The sequence below is a fragment of the Nostoc sp. CALU 546 genome (assembly GCF_048836525.1).
On sequence record NZ_JAWJTF010000163.1, the window covers coordinates 1 to 12,820 of the forward strand.

Annotated in this window: 10 protein-coding genes; 4 read left to right on the plus strand and 6 right to left on the minus strand. The window is 41.0% G+C overall.

Translation table 11 applies throughout. The features are described from left to right. Positions 1–295: 295 nt before the first annotated feature. A complete protein-coding gene (locus tag RRG12_RS40205) occupies positions 296–1,174 on the plus strand; it encodes a TIGR02587 family membrane protein (RefSeq protein ID WP_420763044.1) in 879 nt (292 codons plus the stop codon). Further along, positions 1,171–1,569, plus strand: coding sequence for a TIGR02588 family protein (locus RRG12_RS40210; RefSeq protein WP_420763045.1), 399 nt, complete (start codon positions 1,171–1,173; stop codon positions 1,567–1,569). The genes RRG12_RS40205 and RRG12_RS40210 overlap by 4 nt, the downstream gene beginning before the upstream one ends. 402 nt (positions 1,570–1,971) lie before the next feature. On the opposite strand, the gene RRG12_RS40215 is transcribed toward RRG12_RS40210, so the two are convergent. The 5 genes from RRG12_RS40215 to RRG12_RS40235 form a co-directional block, all read right to left on the minus strand. Then, the gene (locus tag RRG12_RS40215) at positions 1,972–2,739 is read right to left on the minus strand and encodes a ChaB family protein (protein ID WP_420763046.1); all 768 of its coding nucleotides are present in this window, start codon (positions 2,737–2,739) and stop codon (positions 1,972–1,974) included. 371 nt (positions 2,740–3,110) lie between these two features. Beyond that, entirely contained in the window at positions 3,111–3,650 is a 540-nt protein-coding gene (locus RRG12_RS40220; RefSeq protein WP_069070335.1) for a Dps family protein, read from the minus strand. Between the two features lie 354 nt (positions 3,651–4,004). Further along, positions 4,005–4,361, minus strand: a complete 357-nt coding sequence (locus tag RRG12_RS40225; RefSeq protein ID WP_069070334.1) for a hypothetical protein — start codon at positions 4,359–4,361, stop codon at positions 4,005–4,007. Between the two features lie 756 nt (positions 4,362–5,117). Beyond that, positions 5,118–6,218 carry a glutamate--cysteine ligase gene (locus RRG12_RS40230; protein WP_420763047.1) on the minus strand — a complete coding sequence of 367 codons (1,101 nt, stop codon included), beginning with the start codon at positions 6,216–6,218 and terminating at the stop codon, positions 5,118–5,120. A gap of 24 nt (positions 6,219–6,242) precedes the next feature. After that, positions 6,243–7,058: a class I SAM-dependent methyltransferase gene (locus RRG12_RS40235; RefSeq protein WP_420763048.1), complete on the minus strand. Its 816-nt coding sequence runs from the start codon at positions 7,056–7,058 to the stop codon at positions 6,243–6,245. Positions 7,059–7,602: 544 nt separating this feature from the next. Here RRG12_RS40235 and RRG12_RS40240 point away from each other — a divergent pair. After that, positions 7,603–8,280: a Mo-dependent nitrogenase C-terminal domain-containing protein gene (locus tag RRG12_RS40240; RefSeq protein ID WP_420763049.1), complete on the plus strand. Its 678-nt coding sequence runs from the start codon at positions 7,603–7,605 to the stop codon at positions 8,278–8,280. A gap of 88 nt (positions 8,281–8,368) precedes the next feature. Continuing rightward, entirely contained in the window at positions 8,369–9,397 is a 1,029-nt protein-coding gene (gene obgE, locus RRG12_RS40245) for a GTPase ObgE (protein ID WP_069070330.1), read from the plus strand. 163 nt (positions 9,398–9,560) lie between these two features. Here the strand turns inward: obgE and RRG12_RS40250 are convergent, their stop codons facing one another. Further along, the gene (locus RRG12_RS40250; protein WP_420763050.1) at positions 9,561–12,638 is read right to left on the minus strand and encodes a PAS domain-containing sensor histidine kinase; all 3,078 of its coding nucleotides are present in this window, start codon (positions 12,636–12,638) and stop codon (positions 9,561–9,563) included. Positions 12,639–12,820: the final 182 nt, after the last annotated feature.

Here is a 12,820-nt window from a genome sequence, read left to right on the forward strand (position 1 = left end):
CAACAGGCAACAGGCAACAGGCAATAGGCAATAGGCAATAGGCAATAGGCAACAGGCAATAGGAAAGAAGGCTTCTTAGTTGTACTGAGTTTTTTCAGAAATCAAATATGAGTCCTATATTTGAACTTGTGTTGCCGTAACCTGCCGTAGGCACAAATTTACGCTATCTAGATCCCTGGCTTTTTTGAGAAGTCGGGGATCTAACTTTTCACGAAGTATTTATGACTGCTATATGCATCTTCATAGAGAATGAGATCAGTCAAAGCAAATTTTTAAATAAAAGGAAAGTAAAGGAGTGCCAACAAAACGTCAAAAAAATATCTGGAGGAGTGAGATTAATGACATCATTCGGGGTGCTTGTGGAGGATTTTTATTTGGCATACCCTTGCTGTACACAATGGAGGTTTGGTGGATTGGATCGCTGGCAAAACCACAACTGATGATGACGGCGATCGCATTGATGTTTGTTGTAGTTTACTTACTCAATCAGATAGAAGGCTTTCGGAAACGCAGATATACCGGGCTACCTCATCAAGCTTTAATGGATACTGTAGAAGCGATCGCGATCGGACTAGCTTGCTCTACCTTTGTACTGTTACTACTACGAGAATTGACACCAGAAACTTCCCTAAAGGAATCTTTAGGTAAAATCATTTTTGAAAGTGTGCCCTTTGCTCTCGGTGTAGCATTAGCCAACCAGCTTTTGGGAGATATTGAAAACAGCAATGCAGAAGGACAAGCAACCAACAGCACAACCAAGAACAAAGGGAATGAGTTAAACGCCACCTTCGCAGATTTGGGTGCAACTCTCATTGGTGCAACTGTAATTGCATTTAACATTGCTCCAACAGATGAAATTCCCATGTTAGCAGCTGCAACTTCGCCAGCTTGGGAATTAGCAATGATCGCCGCATCTTTGTTGATTTCCTATGGCATTGTATTTCAGGCAGGCTTTTCTGACCAGCAAAAACGAAGACAGCAAAAGGGAATTTTCCAACGGCCATCTAGCGAAACCATTATGTCCTACCTAGTTTCACTGCTAGCAGGAGCTTTTATGCTGTGGTTCTTTCAAAAGTTAACTTTTAGTGACCCTTGGACAATGTGGTTAGATCACACTTTGATACTGGGATTACCTGCAACTATTGGCGGTGCAGCCGGAAGGTTAGCAATATGACTAAAACAGAACAACAACCAAAGCGCTCAATCGCTGAGTGGGTTACATTCAGTATCGCTTCATTTATCCTAGCAATCGTTGTCAGTCTGGTAGGCTACACTTGGCTGAATGAAAAGAATCAACCTCCCATCCTTTCTGTTACTAAAAAAGAAACAATTAGGGAAATTGATGGACAATTTTATGTTCCCTTTGAAGTAGTTAATAGTGGAGGAGATACGGCTGAGTCAGTTCAGATTATGGCTGAGTTGCTGATTGACGGTAAAGTTACAGAAACAGGAGAGCAACAGATCGACTTTTTATCTAGTGGGGAAAGTGAAGAAGGCGCATTTATATTCAGCAAAAATCCACGCCAAGGTCAGTTAAATCTGCGTGTTGGTAGCTATAAATTGCCATAACTGAAGCATTTAAAACCGCAGACAAACACGGACTAACACACCATCCTCTTGTCGGTAGTAAAACGTTCTAGATCCCCCTAAATCCCCCAATTTATCGGGGGATTTAGAGAATTTTTTGCCCTTTTAAGGCTACGGTGTATACACAAGTCAAATTACCCCCTTAATCCCCCCCGATGCATTCGGGGGAAATAAGAAAATCTAGTTCCCTCCCCTTTGCAAGGGGAGGGTTAGGGTGGGGTAATTCGACAGACTGGTTGTGATTCTATAACTTGTATATACACTGTAGCTTTTTAACGGAATCTAAAAGCACCTAAAATCACAGCCAAACACTTGGAAAACAACCTCTAAAGGGCGACAAGATACCCACCAAATAAGATTGGATAATTTATGTCTTGGAAATTCTTAAGCTTTAACCTTAGCTTTTGACCAAACGCCATTTTGATCTTCATCATATTGCTGATGAACAGACTCCCAGGCGGCTTGTTCAGCAGTGAACTCGTCATTTTTCTCATTTAAAACGGTGTTATAACACTCAATGAATGTACTCTGAGCTTCATTAGAAAGATGAGCGCGAACCTCTGGAGACAAATCTTCTGGACTGTTGCACTTTCCAGGACAAGGGCGAGCAAAGGTTTTTTCAATTGTGTTAATTTCTTCGGCACCAGCACTTTCGAGTAGCAATTGAAATTCGCCAGTGCGATCACTCGGAACTTCTGCCATCAATAAGAATTCGCCAGCTTGTAAGCGGGTTTGGTAGATAGTCGCTTTATCTTCTGGCATTCCTAAAGTAGTTAGAACCGATACTAGACCTGCACCTGCACTACCTGCGATCGCTCCACTAGCAGCCCCCAGTAGCACTGCACCTATGGGCCCTGCTGCCACAATTGGGCCAACAAACGGAATAAACAGTACACCTACACCCGTAAGTAAGCTGAGAAAGGAACCAAACAAGGAACCAAAAACGGCCCCTGTTCTCAAACCTCCCAGAATCACATCTTTTTTACTAATAAAGCCAGCAATTCTCGTTTCCGACTGGAAATTTCTGCCCATGACCGAAATATGATCTCTAGGCACACCCCTGTCTAATAAACGTCGAATCACATCATCAATTTGCTTCTGTTCTTTGAATACAGCAGAAATGGTACGTTCTGCTTTATAAACTTCTGCCATTTAAATACTCCTTGTATGTATTATGTTGTTTTTGCAATAAATATGGTGAATAGGTAAATGCAGGCAGAATGAACCCTGTGTGCAACTTTCTCTCAAACGTAATCCCAACAACTTCCCTACGTTCGTGCAGCGTGCCAAAAGCAGGGCAGGAGAGCAATCATCCAATACGCTTGGGTTAAGAAGAATAGTAGGTTGGGTTGAGCAACAGCGAAACCCAACAAAGCCTTGAAAATGTTGGGTTTCGTTCCTCAACCCAACCTATGCCTACGCCAGTTTTAGTTTTTAGCCTTAACCCAAGCGTATTGAGCAATAATCAAAGCCTCTCGGATTTTGGGGAGATAAATAGAACTGGGTCTTAAAAAACGTTATGACTACACACCCACAGCAGTCTTACCTTTTGTTGCTGGCTGTTTACCATCTGGATCTATTGCTTCCCCTTCAATAAATGAACGTAGCATCCAAGCTATCTCTTCATGCTGTTCTAGTAGTCCAGTTAAAAAGTCAGCAGTTCCCTGATCGTGAAACTCTTCACCAGACTGATCTACATGGTCTCTTAAGTTGCGAATAACCTGCTCGTGATCATGTACTAGATTAGCTACCATTTTCGTTGCTGTGGGAACATTACCACCATGTTCCTTGAGGGTAGCAAGCTTGAGAAATCCCTCTAATGTGCCAACCGGATAACCGCCCAAAGTACGAACCCGTTCTGCCAAGGCATCAATATTTAGAGTTAGCTTTTGGTAGTGTTCTTCCCAAAGCTGATGCAAAGAGCGGAACTGAGGGCCGACAACATCCCAGTGGTACTTTTTGGTTTTCACCAACAGTAGATAGGCATCTGCCAAATCTTGATTCAACAGATTAATTACACCTTGACGCTGTTCTTCGGTCAAACCAATGTTTATCGCACGCATTGTTTTCCATCCCTAAGCAAACTTCTTTATTAATTTCTCAAATTTTCCACCTAATCCACATCAACCAAAGGAAACATTATGAGTTTAGATTAATTATCACATTACATAGTTATACCTATGCCTTAATAGGTAGTATTCTTCAGCCAATTTAATAATTAGCTATAGCAGTCCTATTTGATTTGTAATATTAAAAACCTAAAAACCCCAATTTCTCAAATAAATCAGGATTTTTGTTTGTCATTTTTATATTGAATTGAAGTTGGGAGATTAACATTACTAAGTAGTAATGGGTCACTGCTTTTTAAGCAATCACCCATTTATTACTATCGAAAAATTACCAAGGTATTAACTCTGTTACTTACCTGTAACTTTTTCCAACAAATTCTTTACATTCTCTTCCACTGAGGTTGCACCCTGTGAATTTTCAGGACGTTTCTGCTTGTCAATATCAGCAGCTCCCTGAACCTCATTGAGTCCTTGATTGGACTCCTTTTGAACCTTTTTCAATCCTTGGGGTGGTTCTTTAGCGGCTTCATCAGTTTTCCGCTGAATGTCAAGCAGTTGTGTAGTACCTTCGGTAGGGTTACTTTGGTAGCTATCCATTGCAAAAGCAGGAAAAGCATTAGAGAACAATAGTATGGCGCAAGTAAAAGCGACAACTAGAACACGTACTGGACGTAACACAGATAAAACAGAAGCAACAATTTTCATTTGAAGTCCTCAATAACAGCTTTAACAACGCAAAACTTTCACTGAAAGAGTGGAAGCAAGTAACTTTATTTTGCAAACTTGAGCAATGCTAAAACTAGCAAGTTACACTGCAATAGGAAAGTTATTGAAAAACGAACCTGACGAAGGAAGAAATTGTCTTTAGTATTTCTGCATATAAGAATTAGCTAGGGATAATAGGCAAATACCACCTTAATTCTTTAGCAAAATGATTACACTTCATATTGACGTTCTTCTTTCCAGGTTCCCTGTTTATACTTTTACTTTGAAAACGCTAACGTCTGCATCAATCTCTAGAATGAAGTTTCCTATATCTGTAGTTACAATAATATCAGTCTCTAGACATATCGACTTAATATAGTTTTGGCAGGCTAATGCCTCTACTATATTTATGTTCATTTAGCTCAATTTTATCCAATCAAAGGAATTTAATTGCTATGCACCTTAGAGGATATTTGTAAAGCATCAGGTTATATAAATATCTCCTATGACCCCGCTTTTTAAGCTACGGTATATACACAAGCCCTAAAATCCTTGTTTGGTAATATACAAGCATTAGTAGGCAAGGTTTTGAGTTGATCAAGTTGATTATCAATAGTGTCAATTTATTGATAAAGATATAACGGAAAATCAAGGATTTTAAAAATCATTTTTCGTTCTTTTCTGTCCATTTGATTCTCAACTCGACTTGTGTATACACAGTAGCTTTTTAAAGGAGAGAGGAAATGAATCTTACCTTTAAACTTGATAAGTCTGCCTTATTACCTCTTCTATTGAACTTAGGCGATGGAACATTTCTATTAATTCATGGGATCTTGTTTTTCGCTTCGCCAGCAGCACTTTTAACGGCGTTAAATAATGAATATCTAGGTCATCTTCTAAAGCAACTTCGGCTGCTTGTAAGACTTTTGTCGCATTCCCAAAAATATCCTCATTGTCAAACCCTTCTTTTGCAGAAAGTTGGTGTAACATTGCATTGGGTACAGTTGCTCTACCCAGCAAGGTTTTATCTAACACCAAACCTTTCAATAATGTCAGCAAAGCTGCATAGATAGAAAAATCATCACAACTATCACAAGCTTTAAACTCAATACGTCCCACTTCAGCCGGAATGCGGGCAATTTTTGTCAAGGAAGGTATGCTATTAATCAGTTGTTCCTGTTCCTGAATAAAAACCAGGGCTGCTGGTCTTTTTCCAGTTCTGATAAACGTTCGTACCGATAATCCATCCCATAAACCTCCTTTATAAAAAGGGGAACTATAACTAAAAGGGACAATATAGGGACTGTAATAGGTTAACTTTTTGCCAATATCAATTACATCTTCAGTAGATAAATCTGCCACTGAGATATTTAAATCTGGCCCGTATGAAACCATGTGAATATTAGCAGTTTGTTCGTCAGGATAAGCCTCTAGCTGTTTAATTTCATAATCGTTTAATGGGGGTTGAGGCTCAAAAACCGGATTGTAGGGATTAAAACTGACCAAAACTGGTGATAACCCAAAGCTAGCGGCAACCTCACGTAGCAAGTGAAAACTTTCTGATAATTCAGTAATCGCGCCTTGAATATTAGAATGTATAGTTGTTCTAATTTCAATACCTTTAACATGACAATCTATCACTTCATCGGAATCTGCAAACCTTTCAAATCCCTCAATGTACCATCTTTTCATCTTAATACCCGCATCCCCAACCCGCAGTTGAGGATAGTCGCTAGGGTATGTGGGTAGCTTTTCAATAATTTGATTTAAATCAGCAAATTTGGTGTGCGAAAAATCAGCAAAATTTCCTTCTTCATTCAAGAAAGCGACTTCATGCTCAATGCCAAATAGAAACATTATATATACCTTAATTTTTTAGATTTAACCTAATTTAACTAATGCCAAACGAGACGAATCACACAGAGGAGGAAATAACATCAGGAAACGATTTATTAGAGAAAACCGTCGGCGATATTTAGTTGGCAGATTGGCATAATTACAGACTTCCATTACTTCGTAACATGAATTCCAGTCTTTAATCTTATGAATATTTGAGATACACCAATCAAATTTTGCCGAAGTGTATTTGAGTGAGTCATGGTATTTCTGATTCTTCACAATTAGCGGTGATAAGGAATCAAAAGCAAACCATGCACCAGGAAAATACTGGAAAAGATTCGCAAACAATAGTTTCACTTCCTGTTCATTGAAATACTGCAACACACCTTCGGCGACAAACATAACAGGTTGTTTAGTAGTGGACTTGATATGCTCAATCCAATTGGTATCTAAGGCAGAAGCAGCGATTAATTTACGGCGTTCCGTTTCTTCAAAAAACTGTCGTCGCAGAACCATGACATCCGGTAAATCTATGTCAAACCAGCAAACCTTGCCGTTATCTACTCGCTCAAAACGTGTGTTCAGTCCTGCACCAATCTCGATAACAGAACCTTGGGGATGTTGATTAAGGTAGTTGCGTACCCAGTTGTCGAGGATAGTTCCTCGTAAACAAGAGCCTATCTGAGAAGATTTAGCAGTAGTGAATTTATCAAATTCGTAGTCGAGCGCTGCAAGAATCTCAGATGATTTAGGATCTACTATAATTGGATCTGCTGCCTGAAGCTCACAAGCTCTAGCCCAGAGGGTAATTAGTAGTGTTTCTTGAATGATGCCGAGATTAACTTTGGTTTTATTCATGAATACCTCCACAGCACAGATTAAATCTCCTTTTCAGTTTAAGTAGAAAAAATTCTCAAGATTACTCTCAAATGGATTTTACCCCAAGACCGACTGTTGCGATTTGAAAACTTCTCTGGTTGATTTCTTGAGGTGGCGATGCCTACGCACTTTTGTAAGAATTCAGGAGCGGAGCCGGAGACGCTCCGCCTCCGCTCAGAATGGGCTAAACGCCCCACTATCGCTAACAGGATTCAGAATAGTTAAATAATTAGGAAAAAAGTTGATACATAAATGCACTAGTACAGCACGGCGTAAATAAACCACCCATTCCCAATCAACAAAACCCTTACGCTGTCTTCATTTTTAATTTTTAATTTTTAATTCCGCCTTGCGGTACTAGTCATGCTGCATTCCTTTTAAATTCTGACTTCTGAATTCTGACTCCTGACTTCTGAGTGCTGAATTCTTACGCACTTTCTTGATTTTTGCTTTTCTCACTATCTTCATAGTCACTGTGTAGGGTAGCTTAGTAGTGACTGAGGAAAGCTTGAGACGTGAGTTTATGACAAGTACCGTTCAATCCCCCTACAGCAGCGAACAGATTGCCGCTTGGTTGCGTGGACTGCTTACTATTGCTTGGGCTGATGGTAATTTTGATGACCAAGAACAGAAAATAATTGCCAACATCACCAAAGATGAATTAGCTCCTAAGATTAAATGGGACTCACTAGAGATAATTACGCCAGAAGAATTGGCCGCAGTCTTGGGTAAAGGTACACCAGCAGCGGAAAATTTCTTAAGGACAGCGATAATGGTAGCGATCGCAGATGGTACTTATTCTCCCAGCGAAGATCAAGTTCTGCAACAGTTCTGCCAAGCCTTAGAACAGCCAGAAAATCTACTAGAAGCCCTTCGCCAAACCCTAGAACATCCAGAGCTAGTTACCGCCACTATCACCAGCCCTGGACTTACAAAGCCTCAAATTGATGCACTACACCCCCTGCGTGACTGGCTAGATGGGCTAGATATCCAAGACCCAAGAGTAGCCCGATTTTTATGTAAAATGATTCCCTCCCAGTGTCCCTTCGAGCGGGATGTCACCTTATTTGGACGCAAGATTGTCCACATCCCGCCGATGTGTAAAATTAATCCCTTGTATGACCAACTGGTAGGCTTACGTTTCCGCGCCCTCTCTTATCTGGCAGATAAATGTGGTGAAGATGTTTCACCATATATTTAGTTAGAGTTAGGAGTGAGGAGTGAGTAGTGAAGAGTTATAATTTTTAACTCCTAACTTCTAACTCCTCACTTCTCACTATTATTTAAGTATGCAATTTATCGACCAAGCAAAAATTGAAGTTGAAGCTGGTAAGGGCGGCGATGGTATTGTCGCCTTCCGCCGGGAAAAATACGTGCCGACTGGTGGCCCCTCTGGTGGTAATGGGGGACGAGGCGGTTCGGTAATTTTCGTTGCCGATGAAAACCTACAAACCTTGCTGGACTTCAGATACAACCATCGCTTTCAGGCAGAAAAGGGGACTCGTGGTGGGCCAAGTAACTGTACTGGAGCCGGAGGAAAGGACTTGATCATCGAAGTTCCCTGCGGTACAACCATTTATGATGCTGAAACTGGCGAATTACTGGGGGATTTAACTGAGCCTAAGCAGACTTTGCTGATTGCCCAAGGTGGTAAAGGCGGACTGGGAAATCAGCATTTCTTAAGTAACCGTAACCGCGCCCCAGAATACGCTCTCCCAGGATTACCAGGAGAAATAAAGCAGCTGCGTCTGGAGTTGAAACTTTTGGCAGAAGTGGGGATTATTGGCTTACCAAATGCTGGTAAATCCACTTTAATTTCATCTTTATCAGCAGCACGTCCAAAAATCGCAGATTATCCTTTCACTACCCTGATCCCAAATTTAGGCGTAGTGCGGAAACCTACTGGTGATGGTACCGTTTTTGCCGACATTCCCGGACTGATTGAGGGAGCAGCGCACGGTGCAGGGTTGGGACATGATTTCTTGCGCCACATCGAGCGCACGCGAGTGCTACTTCACTTGATTGATGCCACTAGTGATGATGTGGTTAGAGACTACAACACAATTAAGGAAGAATTGCAAGCTTATGGCCGGGGTTTAGCAGAACGCCCGCAAATTTTGGCACTGAACAAAATTGATGCAGTTGATCGGGAAACCGTCGATTTGGAAGCGTTAGCCACCCAACTTAATCATCTCTCCTACGCTCCGGTTTTTGTGATTTCAGCAGTTACTCGCTCCGGGTTAGACCCAATGTTACAGGAAATTTGGAGAATTCTCGACCAAATGAAGGTTCCTGAAGAAGTGGAGACATTTAGATAATTACTAATTCGTACGTCGCTAACGCTGCGCTAACGTAATTCGTATTAATCTTTTCAGAAGGGGTAGCTGTCGGCAGTAGAAATACTTTGTTTTTTACTTACGGGTTAAAATTACGAATTACGTAGATTGCTTCTTGCTAGAGGCGAGTATTATTAATTACGAATTATGTTGAAAAATCCTGGATCAGAGGAATCTTAATCACCAACTCAGCGCCTTGTCCTGGCTGTGAAATACATTCTAAAGAACCGCCATGTCTTTCTGCAATGATCTGGTAGCTGATGGCAAGCCCCATCCCCGTACCTTGACCAATAGGCTTGGTGGTAAAGAAGGGGTCGAATAGCTGTTTTTTAACATCTTCTGTTACTCCCAATCCATTATCGGCAATCCTAATTGTTACCTGATTTGGCTCTTGTAATTGGGTGCAAATGCGAATTTGTGGGGAAGTTATTTGTCCTTGGTAATTTGTCCTTTGTTCAGTATTGTTTACTAATGACAAATGACTAATGACAAATGACTCTTCCAAAGCATCGATCGCGTTTGACAAAATATTCATGAATACTTGGTTTAGCTGCCCAGCGTAACATTCAACTAGCGGTAGTTTGCCGTATTCTTTGATTATTTCAATTGTTGGGCGTTTGTCATTAAAATTGAGGCGACTTTGTAAAATCATCAGAGTACTGTCGATTCCTTTATGAATATCAACAGCTTTCATTTCGGCTTCATCCAAGCGTGAGAAAGTTCGCAGAGAAAGCACAATCTCCCGAATCCGGTTTGCCCCACCTTTCATTGAGTTAATTATTTGTGGCAAATCTGATTTCAAAAATTCCAGTTCGATTAGTTCTACAAAATCCTCAATTTCTGGCACAGGTTGAGGATAATGACTTTGGTAAAGTTGCAAAAGTGAAAGTAAATCTTGGGTGTATTCCTGGGCAGGAGTGAGGTTGCCATAAATAAAATTGACCGGGTTGTTGATTTCGTGTGCCACTCCTGCGACTAGTTGACCTAAGCTGGACATCTTTTCACTTTGAATTAAGTGAGTCTGGGTATACTGAAGTTCGCGGAGTGCTTCTTTAAGTTCTTCAGCCTGTTGTCGGAGTTGCGCTTCCGACTTTAGCAGAGCTTCCTTGGCTTGTTTACGTTCTGTGATATCTCTAACAACAGCTACCCGACAGAAAGGCTCTCCTGTCTCAGGATGTTTAACCATAAATAGGCTGCAATCTGTGGGAATTTCTCTACCTGTTTGAAAATGTCTATGGCGAAACTCACCTTGCCAGAAACCATGTTCAAGCATCAAAGGAATAATTTGTTGCTGAAACTCGGCAAAAGCTTCTGGTGAATGAAAATCAACCACTGACTTGGTTTTAGCTACTTCCAAGTTACTAAGTCCCACCATCTTGAGTCCGGCGGGGTTCACATAGAGAACTTGCCCTTCCATTGAAGAAATGCCAATAAAGTCACTGCTGTTTTCAATCAACGCGACAAATTTTTGCTGTTCCTCTTCAGCGCGTTTGCGTTCTGTGATGTCTAACACCATTGAAGCAATGCCAATTACTTGGCCATCAGGAGCCACTAACGGATTGTTATACCACTCACCGATTATTGTCCTACCATCTTTAGTGATGTTCTCGTTGACACTAAAACTTCCTCCACGTTGTGTTAATAGGGCGGTTATAATCTCATCTACTTGCTTTCTGGCGTTTTCAGGTACTATGATCTCAAAACCAGTACCCAACATTTCCTCGGCGGTGTATCCAAAGATTCTTTCTGCTGCCCGATTCCAGGTCTGAACCTCAAAGTTGGTATTCCATTCAACAATGGCTAAAGGTGTTTGTTCAATCAGCAACGCCAGTCTTTGCTGTGAAGCCCTGAGTTCTGCTTCTGCTTGCTTGTATTCGGTAATGTCGCGATAATACCAAATTCTACCGTAATAGTCTTTTAAAGCTAATGTCTGACCACAAGCTCTTTGGTGTTTATGCACGGGTGCAGAATAGCGCTCAAAAACCTTTCCAGACTTGAGGAAAATTTCATCACGACTGCTTTTTTCTGGATGCTGGTAAAGATACTCCACTTTAGCCAGAAATTCGTCTGGCTTTACTAGTTGATCTAGTACGCATTTCAGAAGTTGACGATCGTCGCCTGTTTGAAGTAGTGCGGCAGGAATTTGCCATAGCTGGGAGAATTTCTGATTTGATGATGTAACTATACGATTTTCATCAATAATTAAAATTCCGTCGATGGAAGCTTCTTGTTGAGCTTGGAGTACGGCATTCATGCGGTGTAGGTCTGATTCTGCTTGCTGGCGTAAGCGTAGTATGGCTTGCTGTTCGCTGATGTCGCGAAGCAACCAACGCCAGCCGACCTGCTGACCCTGTGAATCATACATTGCAACCATCTTGACACTAGTGGGAAAAATTGTACCTCCTCGTGACTTGAGATGGACTTCCCAATCCTGCACCTGCTGCAAATTTGCCAGTTGGCTAATGAAAATTTGGCGATCTGCTTCAGCGACAAAGAGGATGAATGGTTTACCTATCAGATAGTTTTGTCTCACAGATAATAAGGCTGCGGCTACATAGTTAGCCTCTTTGATGATGCCGTCTACATCGGTAACTAAGTAAGCATCTGGAGCGAGATCAAACAAATCCTGATAACGCCGATGCTCTAATTCTGCCGTTTCACGAGCGATCGCTAATTTTTCGTTTTTTTGGCGCAGTTCTTCTTCAACTATCTGGAGTTCTTCGAGGGTTTCCCGAAGTACTTCACTATTTTGCATGAGTCCAGTAGTATCACTAGCTCTGCCATTTACACCCAAAACTTTCTCGGCTTCATTCTGTAAAATGATATCTCGAATACTACCCACCAGAAATTTATTACCAGCCTCATCTTCAAAGCAAGACTTTTTTGTAGAGATGAGATGGGTTATACCTTGAGCATCGGTAAAAATATCCTGGCTTTCTTGAGTAATATTTGTAGTGAAAACCAGTTCATCTGTTTGCTGGAACACATCGGCTGCTGCTTGCGGAAAAAAATCATAGTCTGACTTGCCAATTAATTCTTCTCGACTATGACCAATGAAATCACAGTAATTATCGTTGAGTAACACCCAGCGATGTTGACGGTCTTTGACAAAAATTGCGTCAGATATGCCATTGATCATCTGATGCAGAAATACCAAGGAGAAGTTTTGTGGCTGCGTGTTTTGTTTTGGTGCGGGGTTATCTAAGAATCTAGGATGGTTCATACCAGAATTTATCTCTAAAATTAAGCAATAATTGCAAGAAATTAGCACTCAGAAGTCAAAAGTCAGAATTTCAAAGGAATGCAGCATCATAATTAGTAAATTTATGTATCAAATTTTCTCCTAATTGTTTAACTATAGGAATCCGCTTTGATTTATGAACGAATTTGCGTAGACAGGCAATA